This is a genomic window from Rhodococcus sp. CX, from assembly GCF_015865005.1.
Lineage (GTDB): Bacteria > Actinomycetota > Actinomycetes > Mycobacteriales > Mycobacteriaceae > Rhodococcus.
Window position 1 is genome coordinate 25,554 of record NZ_JADZGH010000182.1, and the last position, 15,133, is coordinate 40,686.

Annotated in this window: 15 protein-coding genes and 2 pseudogenes; all 17 read left to right on the forward strand. The window is 66.0% G+C overall.

Going from position 1 to position 15,133, the window contains the following annotated elements; genetic code table 11:
• Window positions 1-147: 147 nt before the first annotated feature.
• Window positions 148-636 (forward strand): annotated as a pseudogene (locus I0Q12_RS35135) (DUF935 family protein); the annotation flags it as partial.
• 64 nt (window positions 637-700) lie between these two features.
• On the forward strand, window positions 701-1,210 hold the full coding sequence (locus I0Q12_RS35140; RefSeq protein ID WP_197253657.1) for an NUMOD4 domain-containing protein: 510 nt from the start codon (window positions 701-703) through the stop codon (window positions 1,208-1,210).
• Window positions 1,207-2,373, forward strand: coding sequence for a head maturation protease, ClpP-related (locus I0Q12_RS19375; protein WP_197253659.1), 1,167 nt, complete (start codon window positions 1,207-1,209; stop codon window positions 2,371-2,373). The genes I0Q12_RS35140 and I0Q12_RS19375 overlap by 4 nt, the downstream gene beginning before the upstream one ends.
• A gap of 13 nt (window positions 2,374-2,386) precedes the next feature.
• Window positions 2,387-2,809 carry a DUF2190 family protein gene (locus I0Q12_RS19380; RefSeq protein WP_197253661.1) on the forward strand — a complete coding sequence of 141 codons (423 nt, stop codon included), beginning with the start codon at window positions 2,387-2,389 and terminating at the stop codon, window positions 2,807-2,809.
• Between the two features lie 5 nt (window positions 2,810-2,814).
• Window positions 2,815-3,741: a hypothetical protein gene (locus I0Q12_RS19385; protein WP_197253663.1), complete on the forward strand. Its 927-nt coding sequence runs from the start codon at window positions 2,815-2,817 to the stop codon at window positions 3,739-3,741.
• Window positions 3,741-4,157 carry a hypothetical protein gene (locus I0Q12_RS19390; protein WP_197253664.1) on the forward strand — a complete coding sequence of 139 codons (417 nt, stop codon included), beginning with the start codon at window positions 3,741-3,743 and terminating at the stop codon, window positions 4,155-4,157. The genes I0Q12_RS19385 and I0Q12_RS19390 overlap by 1 nt, the downstream gene beginning before the upstream one ends.
• 11 nt (window positions 4,158-4,168) lie before the next feature.
• Window positions 4,169-4,528, forward strand: coding sequence for a hypothetical protein (locus tag I0Q12_RS19395; RefSeq protein ID WP_197253666.1), 360 nt, complete (start codon window positions 4,169-4,171; stop codon window positions 4,526-4,528).
• 55 nt (window positions 4,529-4,583) lie between these two features.
• Entirely contained in the window at window positions 4,584-4,844 is a 261-nt protein-coding gene (locus I0Q12_RS19400; RefSeq protein WP_231611030.1) for a hypothetical protein, read from the forward strand.
• Window positions 4,837-5,166, forward strand: a complete 330-nt coding sequence (locus I0Q12_RS19405) for a hypothetical protein (protein ID WP_197253670.1) — start codon at window positions 4,837-4,839, stop codon at window positions 5,164-5,166. Before I0Q12_RS19400 ends, I0Q12_RS19405 begins: the two co-directional genes overlap by 8 nt.
• A complete protein-coding gene (locus I0Q12_RS19410) occupies window positions 5,166-5,576 on the forward strand; it encodes a hypothetical protein (RefSeq protein WP_197253672.1) in 411 nt (136 codons plus the stop codon). Before I0Q12_RS19405 ends, I0Q12_RS19410 begins: the two co-directional genes overlap by 1 nt.
• A 70-nt stretch (window positions 5,577-5,646) precedes the next feature.
• Entirely contained in the window at window positions 5,647-6,576 is a 930-nt protein-coding gene (locus tag I0Q12_RS19415) for an Ig domain-containing protein (protein WP_197253674.1), read from the forward strand.
• 120 nt (window positions 6,577-6,696) lie between these two features.
• On the forward strand, window positions 6,697-6,999 hold the full coding sequence (locus tag I0Q12_RS19420; protein WP_197253675.1) for a hypothetical protein: 303 nt from the start codon (window positions 6,697-6,699) through the stop codon (window positions 6,997-6,999).
• A complete protein-coding gene (locus I0Q12_RS19425; protein WP_197253676.1) occupies window positions 6,996-7,370 on the forward strand; it encodes a hypothetical protein in 375 nt (124 codons plus the stop codon). The genes I0Q12_RS19420 and I0Q12_RS19425 overlap by 4 nt, the downstream gene beginning before the upstream one ends.
• Window positions 7,371-7,373: 3 nt before the next feature.
• Window positions 7,374-8,192, forward strand: coding sequence for a hypothetical protein (locus I0Q12_RS19430; protein ID WP_197253677.1), 819 nt, complete (start codon window positions 7,374-7,376; stop codon window positions 8,190-8,192).
• A 3-nt stretch (window positions 8,193-8,195) separates the two neighbouring features.
• Entirely contained in the window at window positions 8,196-13,787 is a 5,592-nt protein-coding gene (locus I0Q12_RS19435; RefSeq protein ID WP_197253681.1) for a transglycosylase SLT domain-containing protein, read from the forward strand.
• Window positions 13,784-14,611, forward strand: coding sequence for a hypothetical protein (locus I0Q12_RS19440; RefSeq protein WP_307846355.1), 828 nt, complete (start codon window positions 13,784-13,786; stop codon window positions 14,609-14,611). Before I0Q12_RS19435 ends, I0Q12_RS19440 begins: the two co-directional genes overlap by 4 nt.
• 6 nt (window positions 14,612-14,617) lie before the next feature.
• Window positions 14,618-15,133 (forward strand): annotated as a pseudogene (locus tag I0Q12_RS19445) (hypothetical protein); the annotation flags it as partial.

The window sequence follows — 15,133 nt, forward strand, 5'->3', positions numbered from 1 at the left end:
ATCGGTGTCGACCGCCTGGTCGCATACGTGCACGAACGTGAGGGCAGCAACTGGGGCGGTGAGTCGATACTCCGTGCCGCGTACAAGAATTGGACGCTCAAAGATCGCCTGCTCAAGCTCGAAGCATTGACGATCGAGCGCAACGGCATGGGTGTACCGGTCTACACGAACCCGCCCGAGGCGACGCCCGACGAGATCGAAAAAGGCCGGCGGATGGCGAACGCGTACCGGGCTGGTGACGCAGCCGGGGCGTCGATCCCTCATGAGTCGAAATTCAATCTCATGGGTGTGACCGGGCAGCTTCCGGATCCGCGGCCGGCGATCGACTATCACGATGCGCAGATCGGCCGGGTGGCACTGGCGCACTTCCTGAACCTCGATGGCCAGGGCGGCAGCTACGCGCTGGCGTCGACACAGGCCGACTTGTTCTCCACTGCGGTGAAGTCGGTCGCCGAGATGATCCGCGACGCGGCGAACCTGTACATCGTCGAGGACCTGGTCGATTGGAACTTCGGCGAGCAGGTACCGGCACCGAAGATCGTGTTCGACGAGATCGGCGAATCGTCGCTGTCGATCGCGAACGCGCTACGCACCCTCGTCGACGCAGGCGTGATCATCCCTGACCGGTCGCTCGAGGAGCAGGTGCGGCGCTGGCTGGACCTGCCGACGAAGGACCCATACGAACCGAAGGCAGAAACTGATGGAGCAGTGGCGGCCAATCCCGGGATACGAAGGCGGGTACGAGGTCAGCGACCAGGGTCGGGTGCGGTCTCTCGATCGGATCACCTACCGAGGCGAGAAACAGATTCGGCTGAAGGGGAAGATTCTTTCACCGGGGAAGAGGAAGCAGACCGGACACCTGTACGTGAATCTGCACCGCCCTGGGGAAAGACGCACATTCAAAGTTCACCGACTCGTCTTGCTCGCCTTCGTAGGGCCGCCTCCAGCTGGCTCGGAGTACGCGCTTCACGCAGACGATGACCCATCGAACAACCGCCTGAGCAACCTTCGGTGGGGGTCGCAGGTCGACAACATGAACGACATGTCCGAGAACGGACATAGCTACCACGCAAACAAGTCTCACTGTCCTCGCGAGCATGAGTACAGCGAAGCCAACACTCGGTGGTATCGCGGGAAGCGGCATTGCCGAGAGTGTGAACGCCAACGCTCTCGTGGCCGGTACGTGAATCGAAAGAAGGAAGCCACATGAGTCGTCCGGGGACAGCGATCGAACACAAGAATCCCTGGGTATCGATCGAGAATTCAGCAGGAGATTCGACGGCAACTGTTCGTATCTACGGCGCGGTAGGCGACTGGTACGACGGTCTGGATGCGGCGTCCGTCGCTAAACAGATTTCCGCTATCGACGCGAAAGAGATCAACGTTCGTATCAATAGCCCTGGCGGCGACGCATTCGCGGGGATCGCAATCTACAACGCGCTCCGGGCCCATACCGCGAAGGTCATTGTCGTCGTCGATGGCCTTGCAGCCTCGGCGGCGTCGGTAATCGCCATGGCAGGTGACGAAATCGTGATGGGAACTGGATCTCAGGTCATGATTCATCAGCCGTTCATGTACACCGCTGGGCAGGCTGCTGATCTTCGTGCTGACGCCGATCGGCTCGACAAGATGACGGAGTCGCTCATCGATGTGTACGCGACGCGCAGCCAGTCATCGCGTGACTACTTCCGTGAAGCAGTAGAGGCAGAGACCTGGTACACCGCCGACGAGGCGGTCGAGGCAGGCCTTGCCGATCGCGTCGACCGCAGTGTGTCGGCATCAGACCTCGGAGCGGTCACCGCATCGATAAAGAACTTCCGCTACTCGGGACGTGAGAATGCGCCCGAACCGCGGATGCCTGTGGCCAAGGTGGCCGAGGCGCCAACTAGGAAGGAGAGTGCGATGAGCACCCTTATTGAGGGCCTTCGTGAGCGCCTCGGCATTGCCGAGGATGCAGACGAGGCCACTGTTCTGGCTGCGCTCGACGCAGCACTGGCCGGTCGTGCCGAGGGGCAGTCGATCGAAGCGCACGCCGATGTTGTCGCGGTCGACCGGTCTCGGTTCGCCGAGATGCAGTCGCAGCTGGCCGAGTTCGCCGCATACCGGGCGCAGCAGGAGGCTGCGGCGGAGGAGGCGTATCTGACCCAGGCGATGGCGGACGGAAAGTTCCCCCCTGCGCGGCTGTCTCACTACCGAGACCTTCTCAAGGCCGCTCCTGAACAGGCGCGTGCGCTGATCGACGGGATGCCGAAGAACGTGATCCCGGTCGAGGAGATCGGACACGACGGTGACGGCGTCCACGTCGACGAATTCACCGCGAAGCTGACCGCAGCCGCCGACAAGGTCGGATTCGCCGGCCTGGATCGACTCTGAGGAGAGAATCGACATGCCTAATCCGACTTTCGGAATCGGCCCGGTCACGCACAAGGTCGCGACCGCTGTCAACAAGTTCCACGTCGTGAAGCTCGGTTCCACGGGCATCGCGCCCTGCGGTGCGGCAGACCTTCCGTACGGTGCTGTCGCACAGTCCGGCAAGCCCGCGGCGACCCGCTCCGACAACGACCTGGCCCACGGCCTGCCCAGCGTCCTGGCCGTGCACACCGTCGGTGTACTGCCGCTGACCAAGGCGACCACCAGCGCCGCGTTCGCCACCGGCGACGTCGTGTACGTGGCAGCCGATGGGAAGGTCGCCAAGACCGGTGACACCGCGATCGGCATCGCTGTCAAGGCGTCCACCGCCACCGACACCACTGTTCGTACTCAGCTTGCCGGTCCGTTCTTGCCGGCACCCGTGACCGAAGAGAGCTGACAACCATGGCAAACATCACCTCCGCCTACGACGGCGCCACGCTCACCGTCGACTCGATGCTCAAGGACCCGACGTGGATCCCGCAGCGAGTCATCAACAACCTCGATGGCGCGTTCGTCGAGGCTGCACTGTTCCGCAACGGCGGGACGAACGAATCGGGCGTCGTCGCCTTCCGCGAAGCCGCGGACCCCTTCCTCGACGAGGACGCCGAAGAGGTTGCCGAGTTCGCCGAGATCCCTGTCTCCACGGTTGGGGACGGCAAGATCCGCAGCGTCATCGGACAGAAGACCGCGAAGTCGATCCGCGTCTCGTACGAGATGCGTCACGAGAACAAGGTCGACCGGGTCAACCAGCAGGTCGAGGCGCTGCAGCGCACGATGATCCGTTCCGGCGTCAATGCCGCGCTCGCCGCGTTCACTGCTGCGAACACCCCGTCCGCCCCCGCCGCGGCAGCGTGGACCGGTTCGAGCGGTGACCCGGTGAAGGACATCTTCGACGCGATCGAGGAGATCGAGTCCGCCGGATTCGGTGGCGACGAACTGAAGAACTTCGGCTACTCGCCGAACGCCATCCTGGCGCACCCGCGGGCGATCACCACACTCCTGCGCAACGACAAGATCCAGTCCAAGTACATCGGGGATCTCGCATCCGAGAATCCGCTGTACAAGGGTGTGCTGCCTCAGACCATCTGTGGTCTGCAGGTGTTCCGGTCTCGGTGGATGGACCCGACGAAGGTGATCATCCTCGAGACCGGCGTCGCGGGCTTCTACAGCGACACCTACCCGCTGCAGATGACCCCCTTCTACCAGGAGGGTGGCGAGTCCGGTGCCGGCGGCCCGACGATGTCGTGGCGTTCGGACGCATTCCGTAAGCGCATCCTCGCAGTCGACAACCCCGGTGCCGTGTTCACGATCACGGGAATCTCGTCCTGATGGCCCGGCACGAGATCGTCGCGAGCTTCTGGGACGAGCCGGTCGGTCCGCCGGTCGGGTACGTCCGTCACCGTCGCGGAGCGGTGATCGACGTGCCGGACGAGCACGCGGAGCGGCTCCTGCGGGTCGGCGCAATCGTTCCAGTCGAAGCGGATTCGGTCGACGATCAGACCACCGGAGACGCCTCGTTGTCTGACGACAGCGCAGTTGCCGCCCCTGTGACAGCGGATGGCACGGCCACGCCGGCAGGCAGTTCCATTGCGCCGCAGGAGCCCGCGGCCGCCCCAGCAGTGGGGGAGCGGCCGAAGCAGGCCGCAGCCAAGTCCGTCTGGGTCGAGTACGCCGTGTCCCGCGGCATGGACCGCGACGAGGCGGAGGCACTCGACAAGCGCGAGCTCATCGCGGCCCTGAACTGAGGGGGTCTGTCATGGCGGATTTCGCCAGCCTCGACGACATTTTCCGTGGACGCGTTCGCACCCAGGCCGCCGAGGCGGATGCGGAGGCACTGATCGCTGCGGCGTCCAACTGGATCCGTCAACACAAGCCGGGCATCGCCGATGACGATCCGGCAGCGCATGTTGTCGTCATGCAGGTCGTTCGCAGCGCGATGGCGACCGACAAGTACGCCGGGCATGTCTCCTACTCGAAAACCGTGGGAGGCGTGACCCGGTCCGGGACGCTCGCGAATCCAGGTGCGCTGCTCGTCTTCGAGGATTCGCACTACCAGCTTCTCGGGCTCTCGCGGACCGGTGGCCCTTCGTACTACTTCGGAGGCCGCTGTGGATGAGCTCGGCAGCCAAACCGTTCGTGTGATCGAGCGTGTCCGCGGCAAACGTGGCGTGATGACCGAGCAGCCCGGCGGCGAATTCCCGGGCTGCTCGGTGCAACCCGTCGATTCCGTTGAGGGTGTTCCGATTGAGCGACACACCCGGTGGGTGCTGTACGCGCCACCCGGATTCCCGGAGTCCACCGAGAACATTCTCGACGTCGACGGCATCGGACCGCGGCTCCACATCGACGGTGATCTGCAGACGTGGTTCGACGACGACGGTGTCGCCGACCACGTGTGGGGCTACCTCGAAAGGTGGGAGAGCAATGGCTGATCCGAAACCCGGTACGTTCCGCTTCTCGTCGAAGGATGCGAAGGCGATCATGGCGTCGCGGAGCGTGCAGGCGGCCGGCCGCCGCATGGCGCAGGTCGGTGTCGATGCGTTCCGCCGCGAGGCTGGACGGCACGCGAAGACCGGTCAGCTCGCCGCTCGGGTGCGCATCGAGCGGGCGCGAGGTTGGGATGGGCGGCCCAGTCACCGGATCGTCTCCTCCCGGTCCGGGAATCAGCCGGCGCTGTTCGGCACCAGGCGTTCGAAACCGGTGCGCGCGACCGAAGCCGCGATGCGTGCCATGAACCAGCGACGGAGGTACTGATGGTCGTCGAGATCGACGAGACACTGTTCCCGGACATCCAAGAGGTGCTGATGGTGTACCTCGCTCCACTCGGGGAGACGGACACCGAACCGCCGCCCACCGACGACGGTATCGGCATCCAGATCAACCGGGTCGGCGGCCACGACGACGGGATCAGTGACTACCCGCGGGTGCAGATCACGTGCCATCACCCGGATCCGCGGGGCGCCTCGAAGCTTGCCCGGCAGGTGCGGAACCTGATGGATCGCATCGCCGGGGAGGCCATCGTCGTCGAGGACGAACCGAAGCCGATCTGCATCGACTCCTGCCGCGTCGACACCCCGCCGGAAGCCGAACCGTACGAGAACCCGGACGCCCGCCGCGAGGTCGCGTACTACGCGCTCAGCCTGCAGAAGCCCTGGCGGCGCTGACCACTCCACCCAAACTCGCCCAGGCCCACGACATCACCGTCGTGGGCCTTTCTCATGCCCAGGAGGCATCATGGCCACATCTGTTGGCGAACTCGAGGTCGCGCGACACCAGCGTGAACTCATCCTCAAGCCGAACCGCATGCACATCTTCGGGATGGGCATGGACGTCGACCCCATCGAGTACATCACCGAAGGGTCGAACTCCCAGCTCGCCGAACTCCCGGACGGAGCATGGGACTTCGGTCTGCTCCTCAAGGACGACGCGATCACCCTGACCCGCGAGATGGAGAAGTCCGACATCATGGCGGTCGGCTACTCCAACCCGATCCGATCGGACTTCACCTCCGACATCGCGGGCCTGCAGTTCACCGGCCTGGAGGCGAACCGGTACAACATCGAGAACAACCTCGGTGTGGACCTGTCGCAGATGGTCGCCAACGCGGAGACCGGTGAGATTGCGTTCGATCAGCCGGCGATCGCGGCGATCCGGCAGCAGCGTTATCTCGCTCTGGCCCAGTTCAATACCGGTGTCGACCGGATCTACCTCGGTCGCCTGTTCTACGCCGGTGAGGTCGCCGAGATGGGGGAGCAGACCCTCTCCGACGGCGAGGGTTCGCTGACCTGGCCGACGACGGTGAACGCGATGGTCGACACCGAGTACGGCGTCTCGGTGCGTCACTACTTCGGCGGCGAGGGCTGGAACCGTGTCCTCGAGGACGCGGGATTCAAGCGCGGCGGGCTGTCGATCACCACCGCGTCGCTTCCCGGCGGCACAGTCGGCGTGGCCTACTCGCAGACCCTCACAGTTGCCGGCGGTACCGGCACCAAGACGTGGACCGTCGCCTCCGGCGACCTGCCGGCGGGCCTGAGCCTGTCCACTGCCGGTGTCATCTCCGGTACCCCGACCGCGGCCGGGACGTCGAACTTCACTGTCCAGGTCGTCGACAGTGCGACCGCGGGCAGCGTGCAGAAGCCGCTGTCGATCGTCGTCGCTGCCTGACCGGCGCCCGGCATTCTCGCCGGGCTCGAGAACGCACTGGGCTGGGCGGGGATCGGCGGTCGACCGCCCGCCCAGTGCATCCAGACCGCCACACCGACCGTCACCGAAGGAGGTCCCGTCATGGGACAGATGCGCACCATCAGCAAGGCGGGATGGACGCCGCGAGAACTTGTCGCGGCGGACGGCCGCCGGTACACCCCGAGCTCGTTCCGCGAGGAACGTGAACTGCTCGCATCCGGCTACACGCTTGCGCCCCCCGAGCCCCCAGCGGCCACCGAACCGGCCGCGCCGGCAACGACCGCGCCGGCAACGACCGCTCCGGCAACGACCGCGACGAAGCCCGAACCCGAGGCACCCGCCGGCGACACAGTCGCCGCGCAGAAGCCCAAGACCACTGCACGCAGCAACGGAGGCACGAAGTGAGCACGGACAACCTCGACAACCTCGCCCAGCTCGACGACCAGAACGTCCGCCGGTACGGCGGCGAACAGCGAGAGCGCAAGGCACCGTTCCGGTTCCAGATCGGCGAATCGCCCGTCTTCTACGTCCAGGAACCGGACGCCGACACCGTCATGGACATCGAGGAAGCCCAGACATCGAGGCGCGTGCTCAAGCTGTTCCTCGGGGACCAGTTCGACGATGTCGCCGACTTCCTCGGGCCGGAACACCCGGACACGCTGATCGACCTCGCACGTGACCTGTCCCGACACTTCGGGCTGTTCGACGCCGAGCAGGCAGTCAACCGCGCCGATCGACGTAGCCGGCAGCGGCGCCTCGGTGGTCGTCGCCGCTGATCGATGAGCGACGACAACGGGTCGGCGGCCTCCTTCTTCAGGACCCTCCTCGAGGAGGCCGCCGGACCGTTTGTCGTGAATCTCGGCGACGACGGGCCCGAGCTGGTCATCGAGGCACCCGAAGCGGGCGACGTCGCCGTCCTCGACACCACCGTTTCCGTCCACGACCAACTCGACCTGCTCGTCGGCGAGCAGCTGGCCGACATCATCGCCGACCACTACGCGCACCGACCGTTCTCGGAACTCGCCGATCTCGTCGACGACATCCGCGAGCACTTCGGGATCCTCGTCCCGCCGGACGCCGGATGGGCGTACCTGGTCGACGAGATCGACCGCTACGGGGCAGCGATCGAGAAGGACCTGTTCGCCATGCCCGGTGACGAGCGGCTGTACGACTGGGTCCGCGACCATCTGAACAATCCGTGGAACCGGCTGCTGCGGCTGTTGCCCGCGTTTCCCGAGGGCGGCTGGTACTTCGCCGCGCTGGGCAACGACGACGAGCGTGCCCAGAAGATCCTCGAGATGGAGCAGCGCGGCGAGTTGCCGCCTCCGTCGAAGCGCCCGTCGCTGGTCGGCTGGACGTACGAGCGGGCGCAGCTGACCAACATGGTCGACTCGCTGCGCCGTATCGAGCACGCCACCTGGGGTGCGTCCCCGAAGTTCAAGGGCAAGGGCGGAAAGCCGCCGAAGGCATCGCCGCGCCCGCAGACCGCGCGTGAACGCGCCGAGGAGTACCAGGCGCTCGTCGAGCACGACGACATCGCTTCGCAGGTGCTCGGTAGCCGCTACACGCGGCGCCTCACACCGTCAGGAGGTAGCTGACCGATGAGTGACCTGCAGGGTGGGCAGACCTTCATCAATGTCCTGCCGTCGATGGGCGGCTATTTCAAGCGGGTTCGCGCTGAGATCAAAAGGCACCCTGTCGATCACACGATCGGCGTCGAGGTCGATCAGCGCAAGCTCGCCAAGGCGAAGGCCGATCTCGACAGTGCCACCAAGGCAGCGGCCGACGCACGCCGACGGGAGGTTGCCGCGACCAAGGAGGCCGGCGACGCCGAACGGCAGCTGCAGACCCTTCGCGGCAAGGGTGTCAACGACGCGAAACGGCTCGCCGATGCCGAAGCCCGGGTGGTCAAGGCCAAGCGGGACAGTCGTGCCGCGGCCGACGCGCTCAACGCGGCCGAGTCGAAGCGTTCGCGGGCCGCGGACCGCGTCGTCCGCATCGAGACGCGGATCGAGACTCGACGCGCGGAATCTGACAGCCAATCGTTCCTGCAGCGGATCGCCGGGAGATTCCGCAGTGGCGGCCAGGCGGCCGGTGCGCAGTTCGTCAGCGGCGTGAGCGCCGCGATGAACTCGCGTGGCCGAGGCAGCGACGAGGGGCGCAGTTTCGCGGCGGGATTCGTCTCCGCCATCGGCACCGGAATGCGCGGCGCCGTCACCGGTTTCACGCTCCTGAGCACAGCGGCGAATTCGGTCATCAAGAACGTTGGAACGGCAGCCACAGTTCTCGGGCTTGCTGCACGAGCCGTCCGCCACTTCAGCGTGGGGTTGCTGGCCAGCACCACGCTGCTGAAGATGATGACCGGTGTGGGCGTCGCCAAGCTCGCGGGCGCGCTCCGTCTGGCGGCCGCAGCGGCCGGCATCCTCGCCCGGGACATCGGCCGGGTCACGGCAGCTCTGCTGGTGATGGCCGGTGTGGCCAAACTGGTCGGGATCCTGACGCGGATCGGTCGCGCGCTCGGAGTGATCACCGTCGGGTCTGCCGCGGCCGGCATCCTCGGCCCCGCCATCGGGGTGGCGAAGCTGGCGTTCGCCGGTCTGTCCGACGGTGCGAAGGCGTGGACCGACTCGCAGAAGAACGTGGGCGCCACCGCATCGAAGAGCGCGTCGGCGCTCAAGGCTGTCGACAACGCCAAGAAGGCACAGGCACGCACCGCCGAACAGGGCAACCGACAGATCGTCAACGCCGAGAAGCAGGTCGTCAAGGCGCAGGAAGCGGTCAAGGAAGCGCAGAACGACGTCAACAAGGCGCGGCAGCAGGCCAAGCGGGACGCCGAAGGGTATGCGCGGACTCTCGCCGGGTTGGCTCTCGACGAGGAAGGCGCCGCGCTGGCGTTGGCAGAGGCCGAGAAGAACCTGCGCGAGACGAGGGCCAATCCCGATGCGGACGGTCTCGACCGCTGGCGGGCGGAACTCGGTGTCCGCGAGGCGAAGCAGGCCTACGAGGAAATCAAGGCCACGGCCAAGCAGGAACGCGCCGAGATCGCCGACGCGCAGGCCAAGGGCATCGAAGGATCCGATCGGGTCGTCGAAGCCAAGCGGCGTGAGGCCGACGCACAGGAGCAGCTGAAGGACGCTCAGGCCGATCTGGCGCAGACTCAGAAGGATGTGGCTCAGGCCAACATCGATGCTGCCGAGGCTGTGGCGGACGCCTACGAAAGTCTGGCTGAGGCGCAGCAGTCGGCTGCTGGAGACGATCCGTTCGCGGCGATGATCGGTGAGCGGCTCGCGCCCGATCGCTTCAGTGCCGCGATGATCGGGTCGTTCACCACGCTCGGTGGACTACTTGACCGGCTCAGCCCGAACCTCGGCATCCTGGCCACCACGCTGGGCGCCATCGGGTCTCAGATCGCCACGTCGATCTCGAGCCCCGCCGCAGTGGCCGGCTGGGATCGGATGATCGCAGGGTCGAACACCTTCTTCAGCAGTCTCGCCCAGGGCGAAAGCGGTGTGGGTTCGGTGTTCTCCGGCCTGATCAGCGTTCTCGGAACGGCAGCGGAGACGTTCGCGAACACCGGTGCCTCGCTCAACGAATGGCTGCTGGGTATCGGTGAGAAGCTGCGGAACATCAGCGCAGACGATCTCCGGTCCTCGCTCGAGTCCGTACGGCAGACGTTCGAGAACATCCGGGCAGTTGTCGGTCCCGTGTTCGACCTTTTCCGCGGGTTCGGGGCAGAGGCTGCGTCCGGACTCGCGCCCGGGTTCGCGGCGCTGGGCCAGGCGATCCGGGACTCGATTCCCGGACTCATGGACATGGCTCGGGAGCTGATGCCGGCACTGGGGGAGGCGCTGGCCAACCTCGCTCCGGTGCTTCCCGGCCTGGTGGAGGCTTTCCGCCCGTGGTCGGAGGTGATCGCGGCGGTCGCTCCGCACCTGGCGACGATCGTCGAGAAGCTGGTTCCGTTCGCGCCGGTGCTCCTGGGTGTCGTCATGGCCGTGAAGGTCTTCGGTGTGGCGGTCACCGCCTGGAACGCCATCATGTTCGGTGCCTCGGTGGCGCAGGGTGTGTTCGCGGCCGCGACCGGTCGTTCCGCGATGTCGCTGCGCCGCAACACGGTCGCGTTGGCCGCGCATCGTGCCGCGCTGGTTGCGGGGGCCATCGCGCAATGGGCACTCAATGCGGCGATGAGCGCAAACCCCATCGCGCTCATCGTGATCGCGATCGCCGCCCTTGTCGGGGCGCTAGTGTGGTTCTTCACCCAAACCGAGACCGGGAAGCGGATCTGGGAGACGGTGTGGAACGGCATCAAGGCGGCGCTGTCCACAGCATGGGAGTTCATCAAGTCGGTGTTCGACAAGCTCGGTGAGGTCTTCACCTGGCTGTACGAGAACATCGTCCAGCCGATCTTCACCGCACTGAAGGTAGCGCTCGCGGTCGTCGTCACCGCGTTCCTGATGTGGTGGGAGGGCGTCAAGCTCTACCTCGAGCTGGTCGGCAACCTCATCTCCTGGCTGTGGAACACGATCGCCCGGCCTGTCTGGGAACTGATGAAGGCGGGCCTGCGGGCCATGGGTGACTTCTTCGCCTGGGTGTGGAACTCTCTGATCAAGCCTGCCTGGAACGCGCTCGGCGACGGTATCAAGGCCGTGTGGGAGCACGTGATCAGTCCCGTGTGGGACCTGCTCAAGGCGGGCCTGAATCTCGTCGGTGATCTGTTCTCCACCGTCTGGAATTCGGTGATCAAGCCCGCGTGGGAGGGGATCGGCAGCCTCATCCGGACCGTGTGGGAGACGGTGATCAGCCCGGCGTGGGATGCCATGAAGAACGCCCTGCAGAAGGTCGGGGACTTCTTCGACACGATCGTTCGGGGCATCAGCACTGTCTGGGACGGGTTGCGGGGCATCCTGGCCAAGCCGATCAACTTCATGATCAACACGGTCTGGAACGAAGGCATCCGCAAGGCGTGGAACAAGGCCGCGGGGCTCCTTGGTCTAGATGAAGCACAGCCGCTGGCGGGGATTCCGGAGCGCGCCACCGGTGGTCCGATCTTCGGCCCCGGAACCGGCACGTCGGACGACGTGCTGATGTGGGGCTCGAACGGTGAGCACATGGTCACCGCGGCCGAGGTCATCGCCGCCGGCGGCCACAACGTGCTCTATGCGATCCGCGACATGATCGCCCGCGGTATCCCGTTCTCGTGGGACAACGGCCGGATCGTGTCCGAGGTGGGCCGCGACAACCTCAGCCGCTACGGCGCCCAGGTGGCGGCGAAGGGGCTGGGCAACGTCAACCCGCAGGGCATGTTCGACGGGCTGCTTCCCGGCTTCAAGGACGGCGGCGAGATCCGCCCGATGTGGCAGACGCAGCTCGAGAACGGTCACCGTGCGGCGAAGATGCGCAACGGCAACCCGTACACCTGGGGCTTCGAAGACTGCTCGGGCTTCATGTCGATGATCGCCGACGCCATCATCAATGGCGGCAACGGTTCCCGGAACTGGTTCACCGGATCGTTCCCTGGGACTCAGCCGTGGAAGCCGGGCCTCGGTCAGGGCTTCTCGGTCGGCGTGTGGGACGACCCGGGCGGACCGGGCGGCGGCCACACCGCGGGCACCCTCACCGCTGTCGGGCCGTACTCGACGGTCAACGTCGAGTCCAGCGGATCCGGTGGTGTCATGTACGGCGGAGGCGCGATCGGCGCGGACTCGCCGTACTTCGCCGGCAAGCACCCGGGTCTATTCCACCTGGCGATCGGCGCGGACGGTGCGTTCGAATCCGGCGGCGTCGGAGGCGGCGGCGGACTGTCCCCGGAGGGCAAGCAGTCGTTCGTGCAGAAGAAGATCGCGGACATCTTCGACTTCTTCCTGAACCCGATCAAGTCCGGCATCGCCGCGGCGATCGGGACGCCTCCGCCCGAATGGAAGGGGATCCCACCAGGATTCCTCGACAAGGGCCGGGACATGACGTCGTCATTCCTGGCGGACAAGGTCACCGGCCTCGGTGACCTTCTCGGGTCGGTCTGGGACAAGGCCAAGAACATCGGTGGCTTGTTCCGCGACAAGGGCGGCTGGATCCCGAACGGGCTCTCGATCGTCCGCAACGAAACCGGCAGGCCTGAGGCGGTCCTGAACTGGGATCAGCTCGAGCTGATCAAGGACCTGCTCGTGGGCGGCGACGTCGCGGGCGCACTGCGCGCCGCGACGCTGCTGAACAACGCCCCCGCCACCGCCGAGGCCACCCTGGCCGCGGACTACAGCCAGTACGGCTACGAGCAGGACAAGGTCGAGGTCGGTCCGGCGGCCGCGGCGAAGTACGCCTCGGAGATCGACTGGCTCGGTATCGGTGCGCAGATCGGAACCTCACTGCTCGCGGAGTGGGGCAACGACCTGCTCGGCATGGCCGGGTTCTCGAACCAGTTCAAGGGCCTGCAGCTCGTCGACGACACCGGTCGCCGCTCGGACGAGGCCCAGGTACGCAGCGAGGCCACGTACGACGACTACAAGACCGACACCCCGGCTCCGGCGACCACCGAGACGCCGGCGGAGTCGTCCGGTTCGACGGCCACGGCCGCCGAACCGGAGTCAGTTGTCGACGCGGTCAAGCGGGCCTTCGCCCCGTCCAGCTGGAGCGAGGGTGAGCAATGGGCCGCAACCGACTGGATCGTGCAGAAGGAATCGGGCTGGAATCCGCTGGCGCGTAACCCGTCCTCGGGTGCGTTCGGGCTGTTCCAGTTCCTCGGGTCGACGAAGGACGCCTACCTTCCGGACGAGAATCCTGACCCGTACATCCAGGGGCAGGCCGGCGCGAAGTATATCCGCGACCGGTACGGCGATCCGATCCGCGCGAAGTCGTTCTGGGAGAAGAACGGCTTCTACGACCAGGGCGGTATCGCGTCCGGTCGCGGCTTCATGCTCAAGGACGTCATCCGCCCGGAGCGTGTCCTGTCGCCGCGGCAGACCGAGGCGTTCGAGGCGTTGGTTCCGATGCTCGACCGGGTCCAGTCGGCTGCGTCCGCGCCGGGTGAGGTGATGTCAGCGGCTGATCGGTCGGCGCTGGAGTTGGCGCCGGTCGGTGGTGGCGACAGTTGGAACTTCAACGGTGAGCTCTCGCCAGCGATGAGGAGGGAGATCGAGATCATGTGGAACCAGCGTGAGCGCGGCCATGGTCGAGGATCCGAGTCCAGGAGGCGGTGGTGATCGACTCGATCAGCATGGTCGGGTGGAACGGCGCTCGTTACCGGCTGGGTGGGCCGAGCGGTGGGGTCCGGGACGTGTGGATCCAGGGCGGCCTCGATGGCCTCTGGGTTCCCGCGCCCCGGACCCCGACCCGCACTTCCCGTGCATATCAGCACGGTTCGACACCGAAGGTGACGAAGATCGAGGAACGGCTGCTCGACTTTGCGGTGCGGATCGAAGGCCGCACCCGCCGCGACTTCGAGCGCGCGTTCTCCGAATGGATGGCCGTGTGGTCGTTCGACCAGGACAACGAGGTCACGACGCGGACCTGCGACGGGCGACGCACGATCAGGCTTCGGCTCGATCGGACACCGAAGATCGCCGGCCGAATGTCGATGCAAACCACCCGCATCGACCTCGAGATGGTCGTGGTCGCGTGCTGGCCGTACCCGACCTCGGGCACGAAGGTCGTCAAGTGGGAACCCGGTGTCGGGTCGCACACGGGTACGGTGCCGATCTCGAATCCGACCGATGTGCCGTTGTGGCTGAAGTTCGAGGGCACCCCGGCCACGAAGTGGATCCTCCCGGATGGGTTGTCGGGTCGGATGGTGCCGTTGCGGCCGCAGACCACCGGCTGGCGGGTGCAGACCCGCCAGGACTTCCAGACCATCCGCGCCGCTGGCGCCGGGTTCGAGGTGTGGAAGGCGATGCGCGGCGTGAGCTTCCTGCACGAGATCCCGCCCCGCACACCGAGGACGGAAATTCCTGTCGAGGTGCAGGGCTCGGCGGTGCCCGCCGAGTTGCGTGTCCACATGCCTCGCTACCACGAGATGCCTTGGGGGTGATCGCTTGTGAGTTACGACCTCGATGCCGATCTTGCGGCGATCGACGCTCAGGAGCATGAGGAGGAAGCGTTCGCGCTGCTACGCACCCGGATCACAATCCACGACCGGGACCTCGAGCTCGTCGGTGAGGTCGAGGGCGAGTACGACGCAGACTGGGAGACGATCTGCAATGAGGTCGGTGAGGCGTCGGTCGGGCTCGACGGGCGGGATGATCTGGCGCAGTGGCTGATCGATGGGAGCAGGGTCAACCAGGACATGTTCCTGGTGTTCCGGTCGCCATGGAAGAAGGCGTGCTTCAAGGTCTACGACATCGAGTACGACGAGGACGAGCACGGCAACTCGATCGTGCGGCCGCTGGCCCGGCACATCCTCGACGAGGCGAAGCACTGGCAGTGCTGGCCGAACACACTCGCGCCGCTGGCGGTGCAGGCGCCCAAGGTCGATTTCCAATGGGGCGACTCGATCAAGGTGGTCAAGGGCTACGCCCACCGGAATCTGCTGCGTGAGCAGCAACCTGGGTGG

Bases quoted from the DNA above. Each gene is read 5' to 3' on its own strand.
- I0Q12_RS19420 (WP_197253675.1), top strand. From the start codon at position 6,697: ATGGGACAGATGCGCACCATCAGCAAGGCGGGATGGACGCCGCGAGAA.
- I0Q12_RS19400 (WP_231611030.1), top strand. From the start codon at position 4,584: ATGACCGAGCAGCCCGGCGGCGAATTCCCGGGCTGCTCGGTGCAACCC.
- I0Q12_RS19410 (WP_197253672.1), top strand. From the start codon at position 5,166: ATGGTCGTCGAGATCGACGAGACACTGTTCCCGGACATCCAAGAGGTG.
- I0Q12_RS19435 (WP_197253681.1), top strand. From the start codon at position 8,196: ATGAGTGACCTGCAGGGTGGGCAGACCTTCATCAATGTCCTGCCGTCG.
- I0Q12_RS19405 (WP_197253670.1), top strand. From the start codon at position 4,837: ATGGCTGATCCGAAACCCGGTACGTTCCGCTTCTCGTCGAAGGATGCG.
- I0Q12_RS19430 (WP_197253677.1), top strand. From the start codon at position 7,374: ATGAGCGACGACAACGGGTCGGCGGCCTCCTTCTTCAGGACCCTCCTC.
- I0Q12_RS19375 (WP_197253659.1), top strand. From the start codon at position 1,207: ATGAGTCGTCCGGGGACAGCGATCGAACACAAGAATCCCTGGGTATCG.
- I0Q12_RS35140 (WP_197253657.1), top strand. From the start codon at position 701: ATGGAGCAGTGGCGGCCAATCCCGGGATACGAAGGCGGGTACGAGGTC.
- I0Q12_RS19385 (WP_197253663.1), top strand. From the start codon at position 2,815: ATGGCAAACATCACCTCCGCCTACGACGGCGCCACGCTCACCGTCGAC.
- I0Q12_RS19380 (WP_197253661.1), top strand. From the start codon at position 2,387: ATGCCTAATCCGACTTTCGGAATCGGCCCGGTCACGCACAAGGTCGCG.
- I0Q12_RS19390 (WP_197253664.1), top strand. From the start codon at position 3,741: ATGGCCCGGCACGAGATCGTCGCGAGCTTCTGGGACGAGCCGGTCGGT.
- I0Q12_RS19415 (WP_197253674.1), top strand. From the start codon at position 5,647: ATGGCCACATCTGTTGGCGAACTCGAGGTCGCGCGACACCAGCGTGAA.
- I0Q12_RS19395 (WP_197253666.1), top strand. From the start codon at position 4,169: ATGGCGGATTTCGCCAGCCTCGACGACATTTTCCGTGGACGCGTTCGC.